21 protein-coding genes, 2 tRNA genes and 1 pseudogene are annotated in these 26301 nt (G+C 68.5%); 8 read left to right on the forward strand and 16 right to left on the reverse strand.

The annotated features are described in order from the left end of the window. Nucleotide 1: 1 nt before the first annotated feature. The 3 genes from HPY32_RS03515 to HPY32_RS03525 form a co-directional block, all read right to left on the reverse strand. Complete coding sequence (locus tag HPY32_RS03515; RefSeq protein ID WP_067583245.1) at nucleotides 2–1027, reverse strand: tyrosine-type recombinase/integrase; 1026 nt, start codon at nucleotides 1025–1027, stop codon at nucleotides 2–4. Then, a complete protein-coding gene (locus HPY32_RS03520) occupies nucleotides 1024–1404 on the reverse strand; it encodes an AbrB/MazE/SpoVT family DNA-binding domain-containing protein (protein ID WP_067583247.1) in 381 nt (126 codons plus the stop codon). Before HPY32_RS03520 ends, HPY32_RS03515 begins: the two co-directional genes overlap by 4 nt. Nucleotides 1405–1597: 193 nt before the next feature. Beyond that, a tRNA-Lys gene (locus HPY32_RS03525) sits at nucleotides 1598–1670 on the reverse strand. 223 nt (nucleotides 1671–1893) lie between these two features. On the opposite strand from HPY32_RS03525, the gene HPY32_RS03530 reads away from it, so the two are divergent. After that, the gene (locus HPY32_RS03530; RefSeq protein ID WP_171982706.1) at nucleotides 1894–3090 is read left to right on the forward strand and encodes a L,D-transpeptidase; all 1197 of its coding nucleotides are present in this window, start codon (nucleotides 1894–1896) and stop codon (nucleotides 3088–3090) included. Nucleotide 3091: 1 nt separating this feature from the next. Here HPY32_RS03530 and HPY32_RS03535 read toward each other — a convergent pair whose 3' ends face one another. The 5 genes from HPY32_RS03535 to HPY32_RS03560 all read right to left on the reverse strand — a co-directional run bounded on the left by HPY32_RS03535 (nucleotide 3092) and on the right by HPY32_RS03560 (nucleotide 9836). Beyond that, complete coding sequence (locus HPY32_RS03535; RefSeq protein ID WP_301546020.1) at nucleotides 3092–4786, reverse strand: beta-N-acetylhexosaminidase; 1695 nt, start codon at nucleotides 4784–4786, stop codon at nucleotides 3092–3094. 3 nt (nucleotides 4787–4789) lie between these two features. Beyond that, a complete protein-coding gene (locus HPY32_RS03545) occupies nucleotides 4790–5650 on the reverse strand; it encodes a carbohydrate ABC transporter permease (RefSeq protein WP_067583256.1) in 861 nt (286 codons plus the stop codon). Continuing rightward, on the reverse strand, nucleotides 5641–6582 hold the full coding sequence (locus HPY32_RS03550; RefSeq protein WP_067583259.1) for a carbohydrate ABC transporter permease: 942 nt from the start codon (nucleotides 6580–6582) through the stop codon (nucleotides 5641–5643). Before HPY32_RS03550 ends, HPY32_RS03545 begins: the two co-directional genes overlap by 10 nt. A gap of 6 nt (nucleotides 6583–6588) precedes the next feature. Further along, entirely contained in the window at nucleotides 6589–7914 is a 1326-nt protein-coding gene (locus HPY32_RS03555; RefSeq protein ID WP_231951487.1) for an extracellular solute-binding protein, read from the reverse strand. 224 nt (nucleotides 7915–8138) lie between these two features. Next, the gene (locus tag HPY32_RS03560) at nucleotides 8139–9836 is read right to left on the reverse strand and encodes a helicase HerA-like domain-containing protein (protein WP_067583262.1); all 1698 of its coding nucleotides are present in this window, start codon (nucleotides 9834–9836) and stop codon (nucleotides 8139–8141) included. Between the two features lie 165 nt (nucleotides 9837–10001). Between HPY32_RS03560 and orn the strand changes: the two genes are divergently transcribed. From orn to HPY32_RS03585, 5 genes are all read left to right on the forward strand, one after another. After that, complete coding sequence (gene orn, locus HPY32_RS03565; protein ID WP_373686616.1) at nucleotides 10002–10625, forward strand: oligoribonuclease; 624 nt, start codon at nucleotides 10002–10004, stop codon at nucleotides 10623–10625. 54 nt (nucleotides 10626–10679) lie between these two features. After that, nucleotides 10680–10752, forward strand: a tRNA-His gene (locus HPY32_RS03570). 263 nt (nucleotides 10753–11015) lie between these two features. Then, complete coding sequence (locus HPY32_RS03575) at nucleotides 11016–12497, forward strand: aldehyde dehydrogenase family protein (RefSeq protein WP_067583268.1); 1482 nt, start codon at nucleotides 11016–11018, stop codon at nucleotides 12495–12497. A gap of 57 nt (nucleotides 12498–12554) precedes the next feature. Continuing rightward, nucleotides 12555–14096 carry an APC family permease gene (locus tag HPY32_RS03580; protein ID WP_067583271.1) on the forward strand — a complete coding sequence of 514 codons (1542 nt, stop codon included), beginning with the start codon at nucleotides 12555–12557 and terminating at the stop codon, nucleotides 14094–14096. Then, nucleotides 14089–15645 carry a GMC family oxidoreductase gene (locus tag HPY32_RS03585; RefSeq protein ID WP_067583274.1) on the forward strand — a complete coding sequence of 519 codons (1557 nt, stop codon included), beginning with the start codon at nucleotides 14089–14091 and terminating at the stop codon, nucleotides 15643–15645. The genes HPY32_RS03580 and HPY32_RS03585 overlap by 8 nt, the downstream gene beginning before the upstream one ends. Here HPY32_RS03585 and HPY32_RS03590 read toward each other — a convergent pair. Further along, a pseudogene (locus HPY32_RS03590) lies at nucleotides 15629–15751 on the reverse strand (nuclear transport factor 2 family protein); the annotation flags it as partial. The gene HPY32_RS03585 and the pseudogene HPY32_RS03590 sit on opposite strands and share 17 nt — an antisense overlap. Nucleotides 15752–15797: 46 nt before the next feature. On the opposite strand from HPY32_RS03590, the gene HPY32_RS03595 reads away from it, so the two are divergent. Further along, nucleotides 15798–16688 carry a helix-turn-helix domain-containing protein gene (locus HPY32_RS03595; protein ID WP_067583277.1) on the forward strand — a complete coding sequence of 297 codons (891 nt, stop codon included), beginning with the start codon at nucleotides 15798–15800 and terminating at the stop codon, nucleotides 16686–16688. Between the two features lie 11 nt (nucleotides 16689–16699). On the opposite strand, the gene HPY32_RS03600 is transcribed toward HPY32_RS03595, so the two are convergent. Further along, a complete protein-coding gene (locus HPY32_RS03600; protein WP_231951488.1) occupies nucleotides 16700–17884 on the reverse strand; it encodes an epoxide hydrolase family protein in 1185 nt (394 codons plus the stop codon). A gap of 474 nt (nucleotides 17885–18358) precedes the next feature. Continuing rightward, complete coding sequence (locus HPY32_RS03605) at nucleotides 18359–20614, reverse strand: ATP-binding protein (protein ID WP_156674228.1); 2256 nt, start codon at nucleotides 20612–20614, stop codon at nucleotides 18359–18361. Between the two features lie 65 nt (nucleotides 20615–20679). Between HPY32_RS03605 and HPY32_RS03610 the strand changes: the two genes are divergently transcribed. Next, a complete protein-coding gene (locus HPY32_RS03610; RefSeq protein WP_067583280.1) occupies nucleotides 20680–21516 on the forward strand; it encodes a class I SAM-dependent methyltransferase in 837 nt (278 codons plus the stop codon). Here the strand turns inward: HPY32_RS03610 and HPY32_RS03615 are convergent. The 5 genes from HPY32_RS03615 to HPY32_RS03635 are packed head-to-tail and all read right to left on the reverse strand — an operon-like array spanning nucleotide 21497 to nucleotide 26295. Then, entirely contained in the window at nucleotides 21497–21913 is a 417-nt protein-coding gene (locus HPY32_RS03615) for a VOC family protein (protein ID WP_067583283.1), read from the reverse strand. The genes HPY32_RS03610 and HPY32_RS03615 overlap by 20 nt on opposite strands. A 22-nt stretch (nucleotides 21914–21935) precedes the next feature. Beyond that, nucleotides 21936–23501, reverse strand: a complete 1566-nt coding sequence (locus tag HPY32_RS03620) for a 4-hydroxyphenylacetate 3-hydroxylase family protein (RefSeq protein WP_082870963.1) — start codon at nucleotides 23499–23501, stop codon at nucleotides 21936–21938. Continuing rightward, complete coding sequence (locus HPY32_RS03625; RefSeq protein ID WP_067583286.1) at nucleotides 23498–24052, reverse strand: flavin reductase family protein; 555 nt, start codon at nucleotides 24050–24052, stop codon at nucleotides 23498–23500. Before HPY32_RS03625 ends, HPY32_RS03620 begins: the two co-directional genes overlap by 4 nt. A 12-nt stretch (nucleotides 24053–24064) precedes the next feature. Then, entirely contained in the window at nucleotides 24065–25051 is a 987-nt protein-coding gene (locus HPY32_RS03630; RefSeq protein ID WP_067583289.1) for an aldo/keto reductase, read from the reverse strand. Further along, complete coding sequence (locus HPY32_RS03635; RefSeq protein WP_067583292.1) at nucleotides 25048–26295, reverse strand: multidrug effflux MFS transporter; 1248 nt, start codon at nucleotides 26293–26295, stop codon at nucleotides 25048–25050. Before HPY32_RS03635 ends, HPY32_RS03630 begins: the two co-directional genes overlap by 4 nt. Nucleotides 26296–26301 lie beyond the last annotated feature (6 nt).

Below are 26301 nucleotides of genomic sequence, written 5' to 3' on the forward strand. Positions count from 1 at the left end.
CTCACGCCGCTGCGGCGAGTGGATGGGGCTCGCCGGTCAAGATGGCCAGTGCCAACGCGACTTCCTCGAGGCTGGCCCGGGTGTAGATGACCGTCGAACCTTCGGACTTCCCCTCGGCGTGTCCGGCGTAGGCGCGGGCCACGGCGAAGCCGAAGTTGCGTTCCACCCATTTCAGGGTCGTGTGCCGCAGCCAGTGGGTGCTGATCTGCTGTTTTTCGACCCACGGCAGTTCGAGCCCAATCCGGGTCCACAGTCCGTCGTATCGGCGGCGGGTGATCGGCTTGCCGTTGCGGTAGCGCAGTAGTTGTTCACCGGGTTGTGCGCCCCGCTTGCGGGCATGATGGAGCAGGTTCGCCATCAGCGTGGGCGAGATCGGTTGCCAGCGAGGGATTTTGCCCTTCTCCACGAGGTGGATCAGGCATTGCTGCGGATCGAGGTCGTCGAGGCGTAAACCCAGGGCACCGCCCCGTCGGCACGCGGTCTCGGCGTGCAAGCGAAGCAGCACCGTGTCCAGGTCCGGGTCGTTGCCGGTGGTCGCGGCCACCTGCGCTATCTCGGCGAGCTGTTCGAGCGGTAGGCCCCGCCTGGTGGACGGGATACGACGCGGTTTGGCAACTCGTTTTGCCGGGTTGTCGCCGGGCCGGAGGAAGCCGTCGCTCTCGGCGTGTCTGTAGAGGAATCGCAGCGCCCCGATCATCGCCTCGGCGGCTCCGCGGCCGTCGCGGGCGTTGCGGTCTTGTTTGGCGTTGCGTCGAGCGGCGTCGCGCATCTCGGTGATCTCTGTGATGGTGGGTTCGTCGATGCGACGGGGGCCCCATTCGCGTTCGAGGTATTTCCAGTGGGTGTTGTAGGTGCGTAGCGTGCTCTGCGAGCTCACCCGTTCGCGAATGGCCGGGATGTATTCGGCGAATGTCGGCGCGGGTGGGCGGACGTCGAGCAGATCGGCGGCGGTGATGCCCATCCGGGCGAGCAGGGTGCGCGCGGCGTCGAGTTCGGCGGCGGTGATCGCCGGGGTAGCGGTTGTCACGACTGCTCACCGCCGTCGATACGGTCGCGGATCTCGGCGACCAGATCCGCGAGCGCGACCTGACACACGATGATCAGCCGTTTCTGGTCGGGATGGGCAGCCAGCAGCACGCGGTCGCCTTTGTGCAGGCGGATCGCCTTGCGGATGTCCGCGGGTATGGAGAGTTGCCCGTTGCGTGCGATCGCGTGACCGCCGGGTTCGCCGCCGGTGACCAGCAGCACACCGGGCAGGCTGGGGGCGGCCGGCCGGATCCGGATCGGGGTGCCGGGGACCCAGCCCAGCGAGCCGAGTACAGCGCGTTCGGCCAGACGGCCCGCGTGGTTGACCAAGACCGAGCCGTAGACGACACGAATGCTGTCCAGCGAGGTCGGCTGCATCCGATCCAGGCGCCCGCCCCGCAACCATGCCGGTGGTATGCCAGAGTCCGGTGGCACAGTACTGTGATCAGCCGTGGCGGCAGACGTCGGCAAGGCGAACGGGAAAAGACCGCCGATGTTCGGTGTCTCTGCAGCGTGTTCTAGCGCGCTAGAACACGAGATACGAGGATGGTGTCCAGAAGTACCGGAATTGTGCGCCATCAGGGACTCGAACCCCGAACCCGCTGATTAAGAGTCAGCTGCTCTGCCAATTGAGCTAATGGCGCTGGTTGTGCTTCCGTTTCGGGGCGGTGGGCTCCGTTGCGGTGCGGGGAAAACCATAACAGGACTGTGCGGGGAAAGTGAAATCGGCTGTTCAGGGGTGGTGTGGGGGTGTTGTTGTCGTGTTTGCGGGGGTTGGGGGTGGGGTGGCTGGCAGAATGGGCGGGGCTTGGTCTCGGGCGGGCGCGGCGGGTTGTGGGCGCGCACGATGCAGGGAGCGGGGTTGGCATGGGCGTGAGGCTTGGTCGGCGTCGGGCGGCGGTGGTTGCCGTGTTTTTCCTGGTCGGCGCGGTGGTTGCGGGGTGTGGTGGGGCGGGGTCGGGTGGGGGAGAGGCGCTTCGGGGGGAGTCGGTGGTCGCGTTGTTGCGGCCGAAGTTCGTGCTTCCGGTCAGGGATGGGCAGGTCGGTGTCTCGCCGGGGGAGCCGTTGGCGGTGCGGGTCGATGACGGGCGGTTGACCGGTGTCACGCTGCTCACACCGGAGGGTGACCCGGTCCAGGGCCGGATCGCGCCCGACGGGCGGTCCTGGCGGCTGGGCGAGCAGCTCGGGTTCGGCCGCACGTATCGGCTGCGGGCCGATGCCGTCGGTCTGGCCGGGGTGGCGTCGGCGGAGCTGAGCTTCACCACTCTCGCGCCGCTCGAGCGCACCCATCCCTGGATGGTGCCCGGCGACGGCGAGGTGGTCGGGATCGGTCAGCCGGTGGCCGTGCAGTTCGACGAGAACATCGCGGATCGACGCGCCGTGCAGGACGCGATCCGGATCACGACGGTGCCGCCGGTCGAGGGGGCGTTCTACTGGGTCACCAATCGCGAGGTGCGGTGGCGGCCGGAGAACTTCTGGGCGCCCGGCACCCGAATCACCGTGGACGTCAACACCTATGGCCGCGATCTGGGCCGGGGGCTGATCGGCGACAACGACATTCACGCAAGTTTCACCGTCGGTGACGCCACGATCTTCACCGCCGACGACAACACCAAGACGGTGACCGTCGAGCGCAACGGCCAGGTCCTGCGCAGCATGCCCACCTCGATGGGCAAGGACTCCACGCCCACCGACAACGGCGTCTACATCCTCAGCGACCGGTTCGACCGAATTATCATGGACTCCACCACTTTTGGCGTCCCATCCAGTTCGTCCGGTGGCTACCGCACCCCGGTCGACTGGGCGACGCGCATGTCCTACAGCGGCATCTTCATGCATTCGGCGCCGTGGTCGGTGGGCCAGCAGGGCTCGGTGGACACCAGCCACGGCTGCCTGAATCTGAGCCCCGCCGATGCCCGGTGGGTCTACGACAATGCGAAGCGCGGAGATATCGCCATTGTGAAGAACACGGTGGGCGGCACGCTGTCGGGCCTGGACGGCCTGGGCGACTGGAACATTCCGTGGCCGGAGTGGAAGGCCGGGAACGCCGACAACAACCGCTGAGTCAGCGCGGCCGGTGCGCCGTGCGGGGCACGTCGGGCCGGGTCTGCCACGGATGCGGGCCGTCCAGGGGGCGGTACTCCACGCCGAGTGCGTCCAGACGGGGCAGGTGGTGCTCGCGCAGCCGGGACAGGAATTCGGCGTAGTCGGTTTCCGGTGGGCTCCACGCGATTTCGGCGATGGCGCACAGGCGCGGGAAGGTCGCGTAGTCGACCCGGCGGACGGTGTCGAGGTGCTCGCTCCATATCTGTGCTTGGATGCCGAGCACCCGCGGGTCGTCGGGCGAGGGCCGGTAGCGGTAGACGTCCTCGAGGGTGCGCAGGTACCCGACGGGAATCGGCTCGTCGGGGTGGTCGGACTGCCGATGATCAAGGTACAGCCGGGTTTCCGGGCACAGCACCACCTCGTGCCCGGCGTCGAGGGCGCGCGCGGCCACCTCCTCGTCGCGCCACGCGCCGATCACCATCGGCGGCAGCGATTCCGCGTCGAGCACCTCGTCCCAGCCCATTGCGCGGCGGCCGCGGTCGGCGAAATAGCGGGCCATGTCGGCGACGAACCGGCCGTGTTCGACTGTGGCGCCGGGAACTTCGTCGCCGCCGAGGCAGATCACCTCCGACGGGAACACGGTCAGCACGTGATCGAAGACGCGGCGGAAGAAGTCCCGCGCGCGGTCGCCGGGCTCCAGGAGCGAGGTGCTGATTCCCCAGGAGGTCCAGACCTCCCACGGCTCGGTGGATTCCGGCCCCAGCTCCGGGTACGCGGCGATCGCGGCCCGCGCATGGCCGGGGATATCGATCTCCGGCACCACCGTGATCGCGCGTTCGGCCGCATAGGCGACGATCTCACGCAGATCGTCGGTGGTGTAGTAACCGCCGTGCGGCCTACCGTCACGTTCCGGGCCGTCGTGCCGCCCCACCATGGAACCCGTTCGCCACGAGCCGATTTCGGTCAGCCGCGGAAACTCCGGGACCTCGATCCGCCAGCCCTGGTCGTCGGTCAGATGCAGGTGCAGCACGTTGAACTTGTGCGCCGCGAGCAGATCGACGAACCGGAGTACCTCGGCTTTGGTGCGGAAGTTGCGTGCCACGTCGAGAAGGCAGCCGCGCCAACGGAATCGGGGGTAGTCCTCGATTATTCCGCAGGGGATCCCGGCCAAAAGCATGCCGGGATCATTGGGTGGTGGTGTGCCGGGATGACTGAGGGGTGGTGCGCCGGGATCACTGGGTGGTGGTGCGCCGGGATCAGTGGGTGGTGGTGCGCCGGGATCAGTGGGTGGTGGTGCGCCGGGATCAGTGGGTGGTGGTGCGCCGGGATCAGTGGGTGGTGGTGCGCCGGGATCAGTGGGTGGTGGTGCGCCGGGATCAGTGGGTGGTGGTGCGCCGGGATCAGTGGGTGGTGGTGCGCCGGGATCAGTGGGTGGTGGTGGGCCGGGATGGTGGAGGGGAGGGGTGGTCGGGTGGATTGGGGCGGCGCGGAAGGTGTTGGGGCCGAGGAGTTGGCGGAGGGTTTGGTGGGCGTGGGATTCGCCTGCGGGGTCGGCGGTGTGCAGGGTTATGGCGGTGGGGGTGATGGTGAGGCGGTAGCCCTCGGGCGGGAGGGTCGGGTCCGGATACACGTGGATGGGGGTGGGCCAGGGGCAGGTGCCGGGGTGGGGGATGGCGGTGACGGGGCGGGGGAGGAGGGTGTCGAATGGTGGCATGGGTCAGCCCTTTACGGCGCCGTCGAGGCCGGACACCAGCTTGCGCTGCATTACCAGGAACAGCACCAGTGCCGGGATGGTCATCAGGGTGGAGGACGCCATTACCGCGCCCCAGTCGGTGTCGTCGGGGGTGAAGTAGACCAGAATCGCCTGCGGCAGCGTCTGATTCTCGGTCTTGGAGATGATGAACGTCTTGGCGAACAGGAAGTCGTTCCAGGCGTGGATGAATGCCAGCACGCTCACCGACACCAAGCCCGGCCCGACCAGCGGCAGCAGGATCTGCCAGGTGAACCGGATCCGGCTCGCCCCATCCAGTTTCGCGGCCTCCTCCAGCTCGACCGGCACCGCGGCGACGAATCCGCGCAGCAGCCAGATCGTCAGCGGCAGGCTGAAGGCCAGGTCCACCAGCATGATCGAGCCCAGCTCGTTGAGCCTGAGCGCCGGGACGGCGCCGCCCATCGAGCGCATGAGGAAGAACAGCGGAATGGTGAGCGCCTCGACCGGAACCATCTGCGCCACCAGGATCATCACCAGCAGCACCGCCCGGCCGCGGAACCGGAACCGGGTCAGCGCCACCGCCGACAGGAACGACAGCAGCAGCGACAGCGCCACCACCACGACCGCGACCAGCAGGCTGTTGGCGAAGTACCGGCCGAAACCGTTCAGCGACAACACCCGCTGGAAACTGTCCCAGCTGGGCGCGAGGGTCCACGGTCGCGGATGCGCCGACTGGATCTCACCGGCGGGTTTGAGCGCCGACAGCACCATCCAATACAGCGGGAAGGCAACCAATCCCGCGATCACGACCGTCACCGCCTCGGCGGCGAGGCGAGACCCCCTGCGGCGGGGCGATGTCACTCCCATGCTGTGCTCCGGCGCTGGAATCGGACGTAGAGTCCGGTGATCGACAACAACAGCAGCGTCATCAGGACGCCGATCGCGGCGCCGAGCCCGTATTCCTGCCCGGCGAACGCCTTCTGATAGGCGTAGACATTGAGCACCAGATTCCGCCCGGCGACACCGCCGCCGTTGGTCATGACATAGATCTGGGTGAACACCTTGAAATCCCAGATGATCGACTGCACCGTGGCGATCAGCAGCAGCGGCCGCAGCATCGGCAGGATCACCGAGCGCACCGTGTGCCACGCGGAGGCGCCGTCCAGCGCGGCCGCCTCCAGCACCTCCTTCGGTATGGCCCGGATGCCCGCGTACATCGTCACCATGACGAACGGGAACGAACACCAGATCACCTGGGCGGCAACGACTCCGAAGGCGCTGAGGGTGCCGTAGGTCCAGGAGTGGCCGCGCATCGAGCCGAAGCCGAGACCCGCCAGCGCCTCGTTCACCACCCCGAAATCGGTGTCGAACAGGAACAGCCACACGTAGGAACCGGCCACGGCCGGGGTCGACCACGCGCCCAGCGCCGCCAGGAACAGCAGCGTGCGGGGCAGCGACCGCACCCGGGCGGCCAGGACCGCCAGCCCGGTGCCCACCACCAGCGAACCGAGCACGCAGGCCGCGCCGAACCCGAAGGTATTGGCCAGCACCGTCCAGAACTGGCTGTCCGACAGCAATTCTCGATAGTTGCCGAGGCCGAGGAAGTGCAGCGGCTCGACGCCCGCCGCCTGGGCCTGGCCGTAGTCGTAGAAGGAGATCAGCACGATCTGGTAGATCGGGTAGGCCAGGACGGCCGCGAGCAGCAGCCCCGCGGGCGCGAAATACAGCCAGGCGGTGAGGGTGTCGCGGCCGATCCGGCGCGGTCGCGCGGCGCCGGCCGGTGGTTGTCGAAGTGCCATGTGCGCCTACCTGAATGCCTTGTTCATCTGCGCGGCCGCCGCACCCAGCGCGGCGTCGGAGGATTTCGCGCCGGTGGCGATCTGCTGCACCGCGGTCGGCAGGATGTTCTGACTGTCGATCTTCGACCACGCGGGCGTGACCGGAACGAATTTGGTTCCGGCCGCGAGGGTTTCGACGAACGGCCGCAGGGACGGGTCGGCGGCGGCCAGCGTGCGCTGCACCCCGGCCAGGGTCGGCAGGTTGCCCATCGCCCGGTACATCTTCTCCTGATACTTCGCGTTCGCGAGCAGTTCGGCGAATTCGCGTGCGAGACTGCGATGTTTGCTCGCCCGGAACACGCCGAGCAGGTTGCCGCCCGCGAAAGCCGGTGCGATCGAACCGGGTCGGCTGCCGGGCAGCGGGACCACCGCGTACTTTCCCTGCGCCGCACCCTGATCCACGGCCTTGCGGTTGAAGTCGCCGCCGATGGTCATCGCGGCCTTCCCGCCCGCGAACGCCTGCACGCTCTGGGTGCCGGTGAATCCGGCGCACTGCGCGGGCGGGCAGATGTCGTCGTGAATCAGGCCGGTATAGCGGGCGATTCCCGCGCGGGCGGCCGCGGAGTCGATCGCGGCGTTCCACATGGTGCCGTCGTAGTCGGCCAGTTCGCCGCCGTAGGCCCACAGGAACGGCAGTAGGGCGTAGGTGTACTTGCCGCCCACCGCGATTCCGTACATGTCGGGCTTCGCGGCCCGGATGCGACGGGCGGTCTCGGCCAGTTCGTCGAGCGTGGCGGGCGGGCGCAGATGCAGGTCGGTGAAGATGTCGGTGCGGTAGTACAGCGCGCGAATGCCGGTGTACCACGGTAATCCGTAGATTTTGCCGCCGGATTTCGCGGTGTCCAGGACCGAGGGGATCAGGTCGGCGCCGTCGGGCCAGGCCGCAACGTCCGCGCCGAGATCGGCGAAGGCCCCGGTCACCGCGTACCCGGCGAGGTCGGTGTTGCCGTATTCGGCGACGTCGGGCGCGTTGGCGGGATCGTTGAAGGCCCCGGCGAACTTGTCCGCCCGGCCCGCCACCGGCACCCACTGCACATCGACCTGCACGTCCGGGCGGGTCGCGGTGAATTCCGCGATGGCCTCGTTCACCACCGCCTCCTTCGGAGCGCGGTTGGCCTCGTCGAACAACCACACCCGGACGGTTCCGGTCCGCTCGTCGGCGCCCGCGCCCGCCGGATTCGAATGCACCGGAGCGCATCCCACCAGCAGCGATACGGCGACGCCGACGACCAGTCCGCACAGGCGGGCCCTCGAACGGGATAAGCGGTGTGGCATCAACTCTTCGAACCCCATGATGTCCGTTGCATATAATGCAACATATGTTGCGATCTATGCCACATGTGTAGCACTGAAACCGGACAATTTTCAATAGCCGGAGTGATGTGGGTCTCGTTCGTGTGCGAATGATTCCGGCCAAAAGCGTGCCGGAATCACGGTTGGGGAGTGTGCCGGAATGACGGTCGGGGAGCGCGTGCCGGAATGACGGTTGGGGAGCGGGCCGGAATGGCGGCGGGGGGCTACCGTTTGCGGGTGCCGAAGATGCTGCGGCTGATCTCGCGCCCCGCGGCGGTGGCGGCGGAGCGGAGGAAGCTCTTCACCGCCGGATTGTTCATGATGCGCTCGGCGGCGCCCGGTTCGGGCGGGGCGGACTTGCCGGGCGCGGGCGCCTGGTCCGGCTGCTGCTGTGCCGCAGCGACTTTCGCGGAGAGGATCTCGTAGGCCGATTCGCGGTCGATGGTCTGCCCGTACTTGGCGGAGAGCGGGCTGGACTGGGCGCGCGAGCGGATGGCCGCCTCGCCGATGGTGTCCATGAGCGAGCGCGGCGGCCGCAGGCGGGTCCAGGCGACCGGGGTCGGGGCGCCCTTCTCCGACAGCACCGTCACGACCGCCTCGCCGATGCCGAGCGAGGTCAGCGCCTTCTCCAGGTCGTAGGCGGCGGTCTTCGGGTAGGTGCGCACCGTCTTCGACAGCGCCTTCTGGTCCTCGGGGGTGAAGGCGCGCAGGGCGTGCTGGATGCGCGCACCCAGTTGGGAGAGAACGGAATTCGGCACATCCGTGGGCAGCTGGGTGCAGAAGAACACGCCGACGCCCTTGGAGCGGATCAGCTTCACCGTCTGCTCGACCTGCTCCAGGAATGCCTTGGACGCGTCGTTGAACAGCAGGTGCGCCTCGTCGAAGATGAACACCAGCTTGGGCTTGTCGGCGTCGCCGATCTCGGGCAGGGTCTGGAACAGGTCGGCCAGCACCCACATGAGGAAGGTGGAGAACAGCACCGGCCGCGACGATTGCGCGCCCAGCTCGAACAGGGTGATCACGCCCTGCCCGCCCGCCGTGCGCAGCAGATCGTTCGGATCCAGTTCGGGCTCACCGAAGAACGTGTCCCCGCCCTCGCTCTCCAGATTGACCAGCGCGCGCAGGATCACCCCGGCCGTGGCCGCGGAGACGCCGCCGATGCCCTTGAGATCCTCCTTGCCCTCCGGGCTGGTCAGGTGCGCGATGACCGCGCGCAGATCCTTCAGATCCAGCAGCGCCAGGCCCTGCTTGTCGGCCCAGTGGAAGATCAGCCCGAGGGTCGACTCCTGAGTCTCGTTGAGCCCCAGCACCTTACTGAGCAGCACCGGGCCGAACGAGGTGATGGTGGCGCGGATCGGGATGCCGATGCCCTCGGTGCCCAGCGAGACGAATTCGGTGGGGAAACCGGATGGCGCCCAATCGGATTCGCCCACCTCGGTGGCGCGGGCGGCCAGTTTGTCGTTCGGCTGGCCGGGTTGCGCGAGGCCCGACAGGTCGCCCTTCACATCCGCCAGCACCACGGGAACGCCCGCGGCGGAGAGCTGTTCGGCGATGCCCTGCAGGGTCTTCGTCTTCCCGGTGCCGGTGGCCCCGGCGACCAGTCCGTGCCGATTGATCGTCCGCAGCGGAATCCGTACCCGCGCGGTGGAATTCACCGTGTCGTCGACCATTACCGCGCCCAATTCGAGCGCCGCGCCCTCGAAGGCGTAACCGGCCGCGATCTCCTGCGCGACCGCGGAACCCGGATTGTCCGCGGATTTCCCGGCGCCGGATTTCGTGCCCTCGGATTTCGCGGTGCTCGCCTCGGATTCCGCCGCTTCCCGTTCGGCCGCCTCCGCCTCGGCCGCCGCTTCGGCCGCGGCACGCGCCGCCGCCTCGGCCGCCTTACGCGCCGCCGCCGCCTTTTCCTGGGGACTAGTCATTGCCGATCCTCCGTCCGCCCTGCCAACTGCTCGCCAACATTGCCGACCGCCTGCACGAAGCGCGGATCTGCGAAAACCATATCCCCCTGTCGGCCGGTCGAATGCGCGACATCCGTGATGACGCCCGACACACCCGTTACCCTTGCGCAAGTGTCCGACAAATACATGGTGTGGATGGATTGCGAGATGACCGGCCTCCGGCTGGACAGCGACAAGCTGATCGAGGTGGCGGCGCTCGTCACCGACAGCGACCTCAATGTCCTGGGAGAAGGCGTGGACATCGTCATTCATGCCGATGATGCCGCGCTCGCCGCGATGCCGCCGGTGGTTCAGGAGATGCACGCGAAATCCGGGCTGACCGACGAGGTGCGCCGCTCCACCGTCACCATGGCCGAGGCCGAGCGGCAGGTCCTCGACTACGTCAAGCAGTATGTGCCGACCCCGCGCACGGTCCCGCTGGCGGGTAATTCGATAGCCACCGATCGCGGCTTCCTGGCCCGCGACATGCCCGCCCTCGACGCCCACCTGCACTACCGCATGATCGATGTGAGCTCGATCAAGGAGCTGTGCCGCCGCTGGTACCCCCGCATCTACTTCGGTCAGCCCGAGAAGGGTCTGTCCCACCGCGCGCTCAGCGACATCCGCGAGTCGATCCGCGAACTCCGCTACTACCGCCGCACCGCCTTCGTCGCCGCCCCCGGCCCCTCCACCGCCGAGATCGCCGCCGTCGCCGCCGCGCTCACCGAGCCCCCGAACAGCACCGATACCCCAGGTGAGGGCGCCGATTAGGTTCTGAACAAGGGTTCGCGTTACGATCTAGCGCGCCGGAACTTACCGGCGATGGTGAGCGTAGTTCAGTTGGTAGAGCACCAGGTTGTGATCCTGGCTGTCGCGGGTTCGAGTCCCGTCGCTCACCCTGCAAGGGGCAGGTCGGGAACATATTCCGGGCCTGCCCCTTCGACATGAATTCGGGATTTGGCGAAGCTTCCTCGACGAGGAGGTGATTCGCTGTGTGAGACCACGTGGTCTACCCTGTTTCAGCGAACTGGAAGCTAATCGTTGAGAACTTCAGGGAGTGTGCTGGCACACGGTGCCACGTTGTCTTCCACCAGGGGTGCCGGTCGGACATCACATCGCGGAGTTCCACGAACGGGCCCTTGATCGTCTGGAAGAGGTGCAATGAACGCAGACCCGGACCTACTCATCGGCGGCGTATGGGAGCACGCGTCGGACGGCGGCATCCGCCGGATCGTCAATCCGGCGGACGGCTCCGTCGTGGCGACCGTGGACGAGGCGACACCGGAGGACGCGCGCCGGGCCGTCGCCGCGGCGCGTGCGGCCTTCGACGACGGGGCCTGGGCCGCGACGCCGGTCGCCGAACGGTCGGCGCTGCTGCTGCGGATCGCGGATCTGCTGGTCCGGGACAAGGAGGAACTGGCCCGGACCGAGACCCTCGACACCGGAAAGACGCTGGCGGAGAGCCGAATCGATATCGACGATATCGTCTCGGTGTTCCGCTACTACGCCGGACTCGTTGCCACACAGGCGGATCGGCTGATCGATGTGGGCGATCCGGCGGTGCTCAGCCGGGTGGTGCGCGAGCCGATCGGCGTGTGCGTGCTGATCGCGCCGTGGAATTACCCACTGCTGCAGATGTCCTGGAAGGTGGCGCCCGCGCTGGCCGCCGGGTGCACCATGGTGGCCAAGCCGAGCGAGGTCACCCCGCTGACCACCATCGCGTTCGCGCGCTTGGCGGTCGAGGCGGGCGTGCCCGCCGGGGTGCTGAATCTGGTGCAGGGCAGCGGAGCGGTGCTCGGCGAGGCCCTGACCGCGAACCCGGACGTCGATTTCATCTCCTTCACCGGCGGGCTGGCGACCGGGCGGACCATCGCCCGGGTGGCGGCCGAGCACGTGACCAAGGTCGCCATGGAGCTCGGCGGCAAGAATCCGCATATCGTGTTCGCCGACGCCGACTGGGACAGCTCCGTGGACCAGGTGCTCACGGGCGTATTCCTGCACTCCGGGCAGGTGTGTTCCGCCGGAACGCGACTCATCGTCGAGGAGTCCATCGCCGACGATTTCGTTGCCGAACTGGCGCGCCGCGCCGAGCGGATCCGGGTCGGCCCGGGCCTGGACCCGGCGAGCGAGACCGGGCCGCTGGTCTCCCAGGAGCACCGGGCGAAGGTGGAAGACTATGTCGCGCTGGGTATTTCGGAGGGCGCCACGCTGGTGACCGGGGGCGCCCGGCCCAGCGATCCGGCGCTGGCGGCGGGAAGTTTCTACCTGCCGACCATCTTCGACCGCTGTGACCGGTCGATGCGGATCGTCCAGGAGGAGACCTTCGGCCCGATCCTGACGGTGGAGCGGTTCAGCACCGAGGACGAGGCGATCCGGCTCGGCAACGACACCGAGTACGGTCTGTCGGCCGGGGTCCGCACCTCCGACGCGGCGCGCGGCGAGCGCATGGTGCGCGCGCTCCGGCACGGCACGGTGTGGCTCAACGACTTCGGTTATTACACCGCCGCCGCGGAATGGGGCGGGTTCAAGAAATCCGGGAACGGCCGGGAGCTCGGCGCCACGGGGCTCGCGGAATATCAAGAGCTCAAACACATCTGGCACAACACGGCACCGAAGCCTGCGGGGTGGTTCAAGGGCGTCTAGACGAGCACTTCACGTTCGGCCCGGACGGGCCCGTACCGCGAAAGGCATTGCAACGTCATGACAGTCACGCAACCACCCCGGGGGTCCGACTCCAACGGGTTGGCGGACTTCGGTTATCGCGAAACACTCGATCGAAGTATCGGGAAGTTCGCCAGCTTCGCCGCCGGTGTCAGTTACATCTCGATCCTCACCGGCACATTCCAGCTGTTCTATTTCGGGTTCGGCACCGCGGGTCCGGCGTACCTGTGGTCGTGGCCCCTGGTATTCGTCGGGCAGCTGGCGGTGGCGCTGTGCTTCATGGAGCTGTCCGCGCGATACCCGGTGGCCGGTTCGGTCTACAACTGGTCGAAGGCGCTGGGCAGCAGGATCGTCGGGTGGTCGTCGGGCTGGCTGATGCTCACGGCGTCCGTCGTGACGCTGTCGGCGGTGGTGCTGGCGTTGCAGCTGAACCTGCCCCGGCTGTGGCGCGGGTTCCAGCTGATCGGTGACGGCAGCGGGCGACACGATTTCGCCGCCAATGCGGTGCTGCTGGGCACCGTACTGATCGTCTTCACCACCCTGGTGAACGCCTTCGGCGTGCGGCTGATGGCGATGATCAACAGCGCCGGGGTGTTCATCGAGTTGATCGCCGCGGTACTGATCGCGATCCTGTTGGCGGCCAACGCGACTCGCGGCCCGCAGGTGTTCTTCTCCACGCACGGCTACGGCGCCGGTGAGACGGGCGGTTACCTGGGCGCGTTCCTGGTGGCCTCGCTCGCCTCCGGCTACGTGATGTACGGCTTCGACACCGCGAGTTCGCTGGGCGAGGAGACGGTGCAGCCGCGGCGCACGGCGCCCAGGGCCATCCTGCGGGCGCTGCTCGCGTCCTTCGTCATCGGGGGCGCCATCCTGGTTTTCGGCGTGATGGCGGCGCCCGACCTGTCGGATCCGAACATCGGCGCCAACGGCGGCGGCCTGCAATACATCGTGAAGCAGGTGATGTGGGGCCCGCTGGGCACGATCTTCCTGTGCTGCATCGTGGTGGCGGTGACGGTGTGCGCGCTGGCCGTGCACACCGCCGCGATCCGGCTGGCCTTCGCGATGGCCCGCGACAACGCGCTGCCGTTCGGCGAGAAGCTGGCTCGGGTGCACAGCAGGACACAGACGCCGGTGGTACCGGCCGTGCTGATCGGCGTGCTGTCCGCTCTGATCCTGGTGATCAATATCGGCCAGCCGAAGATCTTCACGGTGCTGACCTCCATCGCGATCATCATGATCTACCTGGCGTATCTGATGGTGACCGGGCCGATGCTGCGCGAGCGGCTGCAAGGTCGGTGGCCGCCACGGGAACTGGCGGCGGGCGGCTACTTCACCATGGGCAGGTGGGGGCTGCCGGTGAATATCGTCGCGGTGGTGTGGGGCGTCGGGATGGCGCTGAACCTGGCCTGGCCGCGCACCGCGGTCTACGGCACGCCCTGGTACGACACCTGGGGCGCATTCGTCTACATCGGCCTGATCCTCGGCGTCGGGCTGCTGTGGTACCTGCTGCGGGGCAGGCGCAACATCGGCACGCTGGCTTCGCACGTGGCCGCTGACACGGAGGTGAAAAACGATGTCTGACAATACTTTCGATTACGTGATCGCCGGCGGCGGTTCGGCCGGGTGCGTGCTCGCCGCGCGGCTGAGCGAGGATCCGGACGTGACGGTGTGCCTGCTGGAGGCGGGGCCGTCGGATGTGGGTGACGAGAATATCCTGCGGCTGGACCGGTGGATGCACCTGCTCGATTCGGGCTACGACTGGGACTATCCGGTCGAACCGCAGGAGCGCGGCAACAGCTTCATGCGGCACGCCCGGGCGAAGGTGCTCGGCGGATGTTCCTCGCACAACTCGTGTATCGCGTTCTGGCCGCCCGCCGAGGGGCTGGACGAGTGGGCGGCCATGGGGGCGAAGGGCTGGAGCGCGGCCGAGGTGCTGCCGTATGTGACCCGCCTGGAGAACAACAGCGCCCCGGGGGATCAGCACGGTCGCAGCGGCCCGGTGCGGCTGCGCGATGTCCCGCCGAACGATCCCTGCGGTGTCGCGGTGCTGGAGGCCGCGGCGCTGGCCGGGCTGCCCACGGTCGAATTCAACCGGGGCACAACGATTCGCAACGGCGCCGGATGGTTCCAGATCAACGCGGACGAGGACAACACGAGAATGTCGTCCTCCCACGCGTATCTGCACCCGATCCTGGGCTCGCGGCCGAATCTCGAGGTGCGCACCGGATGCTGGGTCAGCGAAGTGCTGTTCGACGAGGCCGGGGGCGCCACCGGCGTGCGATACCAGCGCCCCGACCTCACCGGCTACGACACCGCCACCGCGCGCCGCGAGGTGATCGTGACCGCGGGAGCGATCGACACCCCGAAGTTGTTGATGCTCTCCGGAATCGGGCCCGCGGAGCACCTGCGCGAGATCGGTGTGCCGGTGCGGGTGGATGCGCCCGGGGTCGGCGCCAACCTCGACGATCACGTCGAGGGGCTGGTGTTCTGGGAGGCCGCGCGGCCCATGGTGACCACCTCCACGCAGTGGTGGGAGATCGGGCTGTTCGCCACGACCGACGACGCGCTGCGGCTCCCGGACCTGATGATGCACTACGGCAGCGTCCCGTTCGACATGAATACGCTGCGCCACGGCTACCCGACCACCGACAACGGATTCTGCCTCACCCCCAATGTGACCCAGGGCCGCTCGCGTGGCACCGTCCGGCTGCGCAGCCGCGATTTCCGGGACCGGCCCCGGGTCGACCCGCGGTATTTCACCGACCCGGAGGGCCACGACGAACGGGTGATGCTCGCCGGAGTTCGGTTGGCCCGCAGGATCGCCGAACAGGCGCCGCTCCGGGAGTGGATCGCCAGGGAACTGGCCCCCGGCCCCGAGGCGGTGACCGATGACGAACTGCTGGACTACATCCGGGCCACCCACAACACCGTCTACCACCCCGCGGCCACCGCCCGGATGGGCGCGGCCGACGATCCCATGGCGGTGCTGGACCCGGAGCTGCGGGTGAAGGGGGTGCGACGGCTGCGCGTGGTCGATGCCTCCGCCATGCCGAAACTGCCTGCCGTGAACCCGAATATCACGGTCATGGCCATGGCGGAGAAGTGCGCGGATCTTATTCGGGAAGCGTGAGGGTTCGCATGGTGCGCTCGATCTCCCAGAAGGCGCGTACGGCGACTATTTTGCCCGCCTCGTCGACCCCGTAGAGGAACACGCCCTCGGCGTCGAGCCCTCGGCCCGGCTTGCTCGTCATCGGGTCTCCTGTTGTCGATAGCTTTGATCTCATGGTGTTCGACTCCACGCGTTTGGATCTCCAGCCGTACGTCGGGTTCGAGATGGAACGCTATGTCCGGCGGACGTTTTGCAGTTGGCAGGATGCGGGCTGGCGGTCCCTGCTCGTGCAGCGGTTCGAGCACGTCCCCATGGTCGAGGACATGGAACTGCCGGGTACGGCGGATCTGCACCTGGTGCTGCCGGTCGGTGGACGTGCCGTGCTGGAGACGCGCAGCGGTGGCCGGTGGGGGCGTACCCGGTGGGCGCCGGGGCGCCTCGAGCTGTTGGCTCCGGATCGGCCTGCCCTGCGGCGCTATCGGGCGGACGGGGTGCTGCGCAGCGTGCAGGTGCACATTCCCCGGGACACGGTCGATTCGACGGCGGCCCGGCTCGGCGGTGGCGCGGTGGATTTCGATGCCGTGGCCGCGTCGGTGACGGCGGGGGATCCGCTGGTCGAGGAGATCATCCGGGCCGTCGGTGGCGCGGGCGCGGTCGATGATCTGTATGCCGAGTCCGCGGCGGCGTTGCTGACCGTGCACCTGCTCACCCGCCATACCCGGCTGTCCGCCGGGACGCCGCCGAGGCGGGAGAACGCGCGCGTTCGTGCGGTTGTGACGGTGATGCGCGCGCGGCTCGCCGAGCCCATCACCCTGGCCGATCTCGCCGACGAGGTGCACCTGAGCGTCTACCACCTGGTCAGGGTCTTCAAGGAGGCGACCGGGGTGACGCCGTACCGGTACCTGACCCGGTTGCGGATCGACGAGGCGAAACGGCTGTTGCGCGAGACCGATCTGACGATCGCCCAGATCGCGGTGCGGTGTGGCTTCGCCGGGCCCGCCCCGCTGTCGACCGCGTTCCTGCGGCACACCGGGGCGCGTCCCTCCGCGTACCGCAATTCTTGACGGGGACAACGCTACGGTTTCCGCGTGTGCCGGAACGCTTCTCGGATCTCGGGAACCAGCAGGTGCGGCTGTTCGAGGCCGGGGAAGTGGCCACCGCGGTCCAGTTCGTGCCAGGGCCGCAGATCGCGGTAGCGGCGCTCGGCCCAGCGGCGGGCGGTCGGCCAGGGATCGGCCGGGAATATCGAGCAGGCGGTGGGAGTGGTTATCGGTTGCGCGTTTTCGGCCTCCGCGCCGCGCGGCACCCAGCGCATCGCCTCCCAGTACCACCGGGACGAGGAGGCGCCGGTGCCGGTCAGCCAATACAGCGCGATGGTGTCGATCTGTTGCGAAATGCTCACGCCGCCACCGTATTCGGGCCGGGTATCGGCGTAGGCGGCGAACTTCTCCCCGAGCCATGCGGCCAGCCCGGCGGGGGAATCGAGCAGCGAGTAGCCCACGGTCTGTGGGCGCGTGCTCATTTGCATCCCGAAGCCGTAGCCGTCGGTCATGTGCAGGGTGCGCCGGTCGAGGATGCGTTGTTCGGCAGGGGTTGGCGCGACCAGGTCCTCCGGCAGCGGGGAGGCCACCGGCATCGTCAGGTGCAGACCCGCGACCCGCTCGGGCGCAATGCGCGCGAGTTCGGTGCTCACGAACGCGCCCCAGTCCCCGCCGTGCGCGCCGAAACGCGGATAGCCGAGCACGGTCATCAACTCCGCCCACGCCCGCGCGGTACGGCCGGGATCCCAGCCCCGCTCCCGCGGCCGGTCGCTGAACCCGAATCCCGGCAGCGCCGGTATCACCAGGTGGAAAGCATCGCGCGCGGAACCCCCGTGCGCGACCGGGTCGCTCAGCGGCCCGATGATGTCCTCGAACTCGAGGACCGAACCGGGCCAGCCGTGCGTCAGCAAGAGCGGCAGCGCATTCGGCTCGGGGGAGCGCACGTGCCAGAACGCGATCCCCAGACCGTCGAGCACCACCCGATAGTGGGGAATGGCATTCCACCGCTCCTGCCAGATATCCCAGTCGTGCTCCCGCCAAGCCTCCAGCAGCGCCGTCAATCGCTCCAGTCCGATTCCCTGGGTCTGGTCCGGCACGGTCTCGGGTTCGGGCAGCCGCACTCGATCCAGCCGGGCACGCAGATCGGCGAGGTCCCGATCGTCGATACGAATGGCGAAGCGCTCGGGGCCGAGCGTCTCGCCCGCAGAAATATCAGCCACGACATGAACCGTAGAATCGGGTCATTCCAGCCTCCATACCCGAGATTGCGGTGTGCCGGTCAATAATTGCGCAGCGGCAGCACACCGACCGGATAGTCGGCGCCGTCGAAGACGGCGATGGTATCCAGCGCCCGGTTCGTCACGGCGGAGCTCGAGCACTTCCTCGACTGACGGGTAACCGCGACAGGGCCACGTCAGGGGCTTCGGTCCCGGCGTGGCCCTTGGTGTCTGCCTGGAATTCCGAGTGATATGCCGACTCGTCCCCTCACTGCGAGTCGGTGCACCACGTGGAAATCCGGGTGTCGATCTATCACTGTGTTCGGTTGCTCACCATCCACTATCGGGGACGGCTATCGGTGGGGAACAGGCGTCTGCGGTTGCCTATCCGGTTGGCAACTCCCCGGAAGGTGCAGGTAGGCACCGGCGGTGGCGCGACGTTGTAGCGTCGCGATCATGGGTGTCCCGCCTCGATCGCTACGGGTTGTCCGCGCGCCGCAGATGTGCGCGGAGCCGGGTCGCGCGGCGGTCGTCGAGGCCCTCGAAGATCTCCAGCGCGCGGGTCAGGGCATCGACGGCGGCCCGCTCGTCGCCGGTCTCCCGCAGGATCAGGCCGCGGACCTCCAGGGCGTCGGCCTCGCCCCAGCGGTCGCCGGTCTCGTGGCTGGCCGCCTCGGCTTCCGCGCACAGCGCCAGCGCCGCCGCGTGGTCGCCGCGCCGCCGCGCGGTGCGGGCCAGTCTCGGCAGCGCGTAGCCCTGGCCCTGGCGGTCGTTCATCGAGACGAACAGGTCGCAGCCGCGGCGGCCGTAGTACCAGGCTCGGTCGAGGTCGCCGAGTTCGCGGTAGACGTCGCCGAGATGCGCACAGGCCGTTGCCACTCCGTACACCACGTCGATCTCGGCGAACACGTCGTTCATCCGATGCAGGTATTCCGCCGCGGTCGGATAGTTGCCGAGGTCGAACTGGGTGAACGCCAGGCCCGCCAGCGCCCAGCCGCGGTCGTATTGTTCGGGGCACACCGCCAGCGCCTCCTGGAACAGCCGTTCCGCGATATCCCATTCGCCGCGGCGGCGGTGGGCCTCGGCGAGATTGCTCGAGCACACGCCGTAGCCGTAGGTGCTGTCCCCGGCCCGCGCCGCCTCGATCCCGATCTCGTGCATGGCGATCCACTCGTCCCACGGGCAGCGGAACAGGAAGTAGTAGATCGCCCGCACCGGCAGCTGCCACGCCTGGTCGTACAGGCGGTGATCGGCGGCCAGCCGGGTCACGCCCACCATCGACGACAGCTCCGTATCGCACCAGCGCATGGCGCGGTCGTAGTCGCCGTCGAAACGCGCCGGGTTCACGCCCTCGACCGGCGGGGTCAACTCGATGCGGGGGCGTTGCGGGGCAATGGTTTTCATGGCGGCGTCCACGCTGGCCAGATACCAGTCCACCAGCCGCCGCACCGCCGCCGCGTAGTCGGCGCCGGAGTCCTCCGCGCGCATCAGCTCGGCCGCGTACACCCGCAGCAGATCGTGCAGGCGGTACCGGTTGCGGCCGGTCTCCTCGACCAGGTGCGCCGTGACCAGGGTGTCCAGCTCGCGCTTGGCCACCGATTCGGTGAGCCCGGCCAGCGCCGCGGCGGCGCCGGTCCCGAACGTGGTGCCCGGATGCACGCCCAGCAGCCGGAACATCCGGGCCGCGTGCGCGGGCAGCGCCTGATACGACCAGGAGAACACGCCCCGCACCTCCGGCTCGGCGGCGCTGAGCACGTCCAGCCGCTCGTGCTCGACGGCGAGGTCGTCGGCCAGATCGGCGATGGTGCGATGCGGATAGGTCGCCATCCGGACGGCGGCGATGCGCAATGCCAGCGGCAGGTACGCGCACCGGCGGGCGACGGTGGCGACGGCGGCGGGTTCGGCCGCGGCGCGCCCGCCGATCACCTGGCGCAGCAGCACGCGGGCGTCGTCGGGGCCCAGCGGGCTCACCGTCACGGCGGCCGCCGATGACGAGGCAACCAGCAATCCGGTCAGCCGCTGCCTGCTGGTCACCAGCACCGCGCAGTCGGCCGACCCCGGCAGCAGCGGCCGCACCTGCCGACTGTCTCCCGCATTGTCCAGCACGATCAGGATTTTCCGGCCGTGCACGGCCGAGCGGAACAATCCGGACCGCTCGTCGAGGCCGGACGGAATGCGGTTCGGGTGCACACCCAGGGCGCGCAGGAATCCGTCGAGGACCTCGGCGGGGTTGGCCGGGCCGACGCCGCCGTATCCGCGCAGATCCGCGAACAGCGCTCCACCGCGGAAGGTGCCCGCGATCCGGTGCGCACAGGTCAGTGCCAGCGCGGTCTTGCCCACCCCCGGCGGCCCGTCGACACACACCACCGGCACCGAACCCGATTCGCGATCGTGGACGGTCAGCAGCTCGATCACACGCGTCAGCTGTGCGGCGCGGCCCACCAGCGCCGACGGCGCGGCGGGGAGCTGGGCCACCGGCAGGGCGTCGCGGCGGGCGACGCGGGCGGCGGTGGCCTTCGCCCGGGCCGTCAGCGCGCCACCGGTTTTCAGCACCCGGTCGCACGCCTGCGCCACCGCCTCCGACAGCGGCTGCCGATCGTTCTCCAACCGCGACAGGTAGCCCTTGTCGTAGTGCGCGGCCTCGGCCAGCTGCGCCAGCGACAGACCCGAGCGTTCCCGTAGACCGCGCAGCAGTTGACCGTCGGTCTGCTCCTCGCTCGGTGCGTCAGCCATCGCCACCCTTTGTCAGGACTGCAATTCAGTTCTGACACTACGACAACGGTGAAGGAGCCACCCGCATGGACAGCGAGTTCGACCAGGAAACGATCGCACTCATGCGCGCCAACGAACGCAACTGGGATGCGCGCACCCCGATCCACGCCGTGTCGCGGTTCTACGACGCGCCCGCGGAGTGGTGGTTCGCGCCCTTCGAATGGGACGATCTGGGATCGCTGGCCGACCGCGACCTGGCGCACCTGCAATGCCATCTCGGCACCGAGACGATCGCGTTCGCGCGCCGCGGCGCCCGCGCGGTCGGCCTGGACTTCTCCGAGCGGGCCGTCGAGCAGGCCCGCCGCATCGCCGACCGGCACGGTGCCGCGGTCGACTACGTCCGGGCCGACGTGTACGACGCGGTGACGGCCCTGGGCGCCCGCCGATTCGACATCGTGTACACCGGCAAGGGGTCGCTGTGCTACCTGCCGGATCTGCCCCGCTGGGCCGCGGTGGTCGCGGCCCTGCTCCGCCCCGGCGGCCGGGTGTACGTCGTCGAATTCCACCCGCTGCTGACGGCTTTGGGCCCGAAACCCGGCCCGGACGAGCCGGACCTGGTGCTGCGCCACGACTATCTCGAGGGCCGCGGCCCCATCGAGCACGACGGCACCCACACCTACACCGACGGCCCCGCGCTCCCGCCCGACGCGGCCCGGGGATACGAATGGGCACACGGCATCGGCGAGGTGGTCACCGCCCTGGTCGGGGCGGGCCTGACCATCACTCGCCTCCGCGAAACCGAGCTCCTGCCCTGGCCCCGCTGGAAGCGCATGGTTCGCGACGAGCAGAGCGGATGGTGGAAGCTGCCACCCACCGATGTCCGTGTGCCACTGCTGTATGCGCTCACGGCGGTGCGGGAGTAGCAGGCGAGGGCCAACTCTCGCCGGGCAGATCGAGATAGTACTCGAGCTGCACATTGTCCGGGTCGCGGAAACAGACGAATTCGGCCGGGCGCCACGGATGGCGCTGAATGCCCGACGTCGGTACTCCCGCCGCCGCCAGCCGCTCCACGATGCCGGTCAGTTCCTGCCGTTCGGACACCCGCAGGGCGAGATGGTCCATGCCGATGCGGTATTCGCTGAACCGATCGCCCGATTCGGTTCCCTGCAGGGGCGGGCGCAGCAGGATCGCGGTCTCGCCGACGAATACCCGGTACAGCGCCGAATCCGCCGTCGGCTGGTCGGTCACCAGGCCCAGCACCTCCGCGTAGAAGTGCCTGGTTCTGGCCACGTCGCGGCAGCGGAGCGTGATGTGATGCACGCAGTCGACTGACAATTCGTCCTCACCCCCGCCGGGAACCGTTCGGGCCGATCAGGTCCGAGACGGTCCAGCCGTCCAGGTCGTATTCGGCCATGCACTGCTCCGCGAAACCCTTGTAGCCGTCCACCTGACCCGAATTCTGCTGGGCCAGCAGGACTTCGACCCGGACGTTCTCGTGGTTGCCGGAGTAGTTCCGCTCGTACAGCTCGTGGCGTCCGGCGAATTCGGTGCCCACCGAGTCCCAGATCAGCTTCATCAGCTTCACCCGCTCCACGGCGTCGTAACCGTTGGATCCGCGCACATACCGGTCGAGGTACGGGCGCAGCGCCGGTTCCCGGAAATCGCGAGCGTGCGAGTTGAGGTAGATCAGGGCGCTGCCGAGATCCTGGTGGATGATCTCGCGCACCCGCGGATACCCGATGGTCATGAACCACCGGTAGGCCAGGCCGTAGTCCAGGTTGGGCAGCAGTGCGCCATCGTGCCACGGCACCGGGTGACACACCATGGCATCGCTGATCGCCCAGAACAGGTTTCGCCAGCACAGCACCTCGCCGACCCGGGTCTGGATGCCGCGGAAATCCTTGGTCCCCGTCACCTCCACCCCCTTGAGCAGCAGCCCCGCCAGGAAATCCAACTTGACGGCCAGCCGGGTCACCCCGTGGAAGGTGAACCGGTGAATGAATCCGCTGTTGTTGAGGAAGGTACCGGCCTTCTCGGTGTCGCCGTAGATGAAGACGTTCTCCCACGGCACCTTCACCCGGTCCAGCACGAAGATGGTGTCGTTCTCGTCGAGCCGGCTGGACAGCGGATAGTCGAACGGGCTGCCCATCGCATCGGCCATCGCCGAATACGACGGTCGGCAGATGAGTTTCAACCCCGGCGAATCCATCGGCAGGGTGCACACCAGCGCGAACTCGCGCTTGCGGACCGGCAGCCCGTAGTGGGCGATGAAGTTGTAGTGCGTGATCGCCGAACCGGTGGCGACGACCTTGGCGCCGCTGACCACCAACCCGTCGTCGCGCTCCTGCTCGACATGCACGAACACATCGCCCACCTCGTCGGGCGCCTGATCGCGGTCGACCGGCGGGTTGATCACGGCATGGTTCCAGTACAGGACCTTCTCCTGCGACTCGGCGTACCAGCGGCGGGCGTTCGGCGCGAACTGCCCGTAGAAGTCGGGGTCCGCGCCCAGCGTGCCGAGGAAGCTCGCCTTGTAGTCGGGACTGCGGCCCATCCAGCCGTAGCTCATCCGGGCCCACGCGGCGATCGCGTCGCGATCGCGCCGCAGATCCGAGATGCTGTGCGGCGCACGGAAGAACGGGTGGGTGCGGCCCCCGCTGCCGGTGTCGGTGGGCACGGTGAGCTCGGTGCGCCGGTTCGGATCGTGCAATGCGTCGTAGAGCCGGGCGGTCATGCGGATCGTGTTGGCGAAGGCGGAATGCGTTGTCACGTCGGTGATTCGCTCCCCGTACGCCCACACCTCGCGGCCGTCGCGCAGGCTGTCGATGTACTCGGCCCCGGTCAGCGGCCGGGTTCGCGGCATCGGATCGTCCGCCCGGTCGGCGGAATCGCGTTCTGTTGTGGTCATGTCACACTTCCTGTCGTCGCCGGCAGCACCGGCTCGATGTGCAGCACATTGGCGGGACCGTCCAGCGAGCCGTGCCACGGCATCGCCGTCGACGCGGGCCGGAGGCGATGAAATCCGCTGCGGTAGAACAGCAGCGGGAGGCCGCCCCGCACCTCGAACTCGCGGACCCGCCCCACGTGCAGCAGATGATCGCCGCCGTCGTAGCTGCGCCACGGTTCGCACACGAGGTGGCCGAGGGTGTCCGCCAGCGTCGGGCCGTCGCCGTCCGACCAGGGGATCGGTCCGCGCATCGGTCGTCCGGCGAAGTGCAGGGCGAGGTCGCGCTGATGTTCGGACAGAATATTGATCACGTAGTCGCCCTCGCCGAGATGTCGGCCCGCGCGGCTGGCCCGGTCCAGCGCGACCAGCACCAGGGGCGGATCCAGCGAGACGGCGGTGAAGGAGTTCACCGTGGCGCCGTACACCCGATCCCCGCGTCGGCAGCCGACGACGGTGATGCCGGTCGAGAAATGGCCCAGCACGGTGCGGAGCTCGCGGGCGTCGAGATTCACCGTGCGGCCCCGTCAGGCGTCGACGGTCCGCATGATGCCCTCCGGATACCGTTCTCCCGCAACGGAACCCGCTGGCATAGCGGTGGTCAGTAGGTGAATCTGCTTCTCGCTCAACGAGATTTCCGACGCGGCGGCGTTCTCGGTAAGGTAGCGAAGCCGTTTGGTGCCCGGGATCGGCACGACGTGCTCGTCCCGGGTCAGCAGCCAGGCCAGCGCCACCTGGGCGGTGGTGGCGCCGATCTCGGCCGCGATCTCGGTGACCCGGTCGAGCAGCCGCAGGTTCTGCGCGAGGTTGTCGCCGAGGAATCGCGGATCGGTGCGCCGATAGTCGTCGTCGGCGAGAGCGGACAGGTCGCGGACCGTTCCGGTGAGAAATCCCCGGCCCAGCGGCGAGAAGGCCACCAGGCCGATGCCCAGCTCCCGGCAGGTCGGCAGCATCGAATCCTCGACGTACCGCTCGAACAGCGAATACTCGCTCTCCAGCGCCGTGATCGGATGGGTGGCGTGCGCGCGGCGCAGGGTCTCGGCGTTCACCTCGGACAGGCCGATGTAGCGCACCTTTCCCGCCCGCACCAATTCGCTCATGCCGCCGACGATCTCCTCGATCGGCACGCTGCGGTCGCGCCGGTGCAGGTAGTACAGGTCGATGACGTCGACACCCAGTCGGCGCAGCGAGTCCTCGCACGCCTGGCGCGCGTACTCCGGCGAGGAGTTCAGCACGAAGCTGCGGTCCTCGGTCCAGCCGCGGATACCGAACTTGGTGGCGAGCACCACCTCGTCGCGGCGTCCCGCGATGGCCTTGCCGATCAGGGTCTCGTTGTGCCCGTTGCCGTATCCGTACATATCCGAGGTGTCCAGGAAGGTCGTTCCCAGATCGATGGCGCGCCGGATCGTGTCGACGGACTCGTCGTCGGAGGACGGCCCGTACGACTGCGACATCCCCATGCATCCGAGGCCGATCTCCGAGACCGGCAGTGCACCGAGCAGACGTTGCTTCATTTCCCACTTCCTTCTACTTCTTGCTTGCGGACCAGCGGCCGGACGGCGACGGCCACGACCGCGAGGCTCGTGACCAGGACCGCCATCGGCAGCGCCGAATGTCCGTTGGAGATCCCCGCGAACGGCGCCACGATTCCCGCGAACACGTACTGGGTGAGGCCGATCAGCGACGCCGCGCTGCCCGCGTTGACCGCCTCGGCCACCCCGAGCGTCATGCAGTTGGGCAGCAGCAGGCCGATGCTGAAGGCGAGCACGAACAGCGGGACGCAGACCGCGACCAGGGCGCTCGTTCCGGTCAGCGCCACCACCAGCAGCCCGGCCCCGGCCCCGACCAGGCCGCCGATGCCCCAGCTCAGCATGTGTTGCGGGCGAACCCTTCCGACGACCCTGCCGTTGATCCAGCCCGCCGTGGCGATGCCGATCGCGTTGAGGGCGAACAGCAGGCTGAACAATTGCGCCGACGCCCCGAACCGGCCTTGCAGCAGATAGGGCGAGCCGGAGATGTAGGCGAACAGCGTCCCGAAGGCGATACCGGCCACGCACAGCACGCCGACGAAGGTGCGGTCGGCGACCAGGGCGCGCAGCCCCGCCCGCAACTGCCCGGGGCTCCCGGACACCCGCTGCTCGCCGGGCAGGGTCTCGCCGAGGATGGCGAGGACGCCGATCACGAAGACGGCGCCGAGAACGGCCAGCACCACGAAGATTCCGCGCCAGGACACCACGCGCAGCAACTGGGCGCCGACGATCGGCGCAAGCACGGGACCGAGCGCGCTGATCACCATCAGCCGGGAGTAGTACCGTGCCGCCGTATCCCCGGTGAACAGGTCGCGGACCACCGCATTGGCGATCACGATCCCCGTCGAACCCGCCAGGCCCTGCACCAGGCGCGCGCCGACCAGCACCCCGACCGACGGCGCGAACGCGCACACCAGGGAGGCGAGCGCGAACACCGTCATGCCGACCAGCAACGGGCCGCGCCGCCCCCGCACATCGCTGATCGGCCCGCCGATCAGCTGGCCGACACCCAGTCCCACCAGGCACGCGGTCAGGGTGGTCTGCACGCTGGACGCGTTGCTGTGCAACTCCGCGCTGATCCGGGGCAGCGCGGGCAGATACATATCGATGCAGAACGGCGCCATCGCGGACAGGCCGCCGAGCAGGATCAGCAACGCCGCTCTGCCACGCCGAACCTCGTGGCCCGTCGGCGGTCCGGCAGCCGCCGTCCGGCTTTCGGTGTCGAACATTTTCAC

It is taken from the genome of Nocardia terpenica, assembly GCF_013186535.1.
Lineage (GTDB): Bacteria > Actinomycetota > Actinomycetes > Mycobacteriales > Mycobacteriaceae > Nocardia > Nocardia terpenica.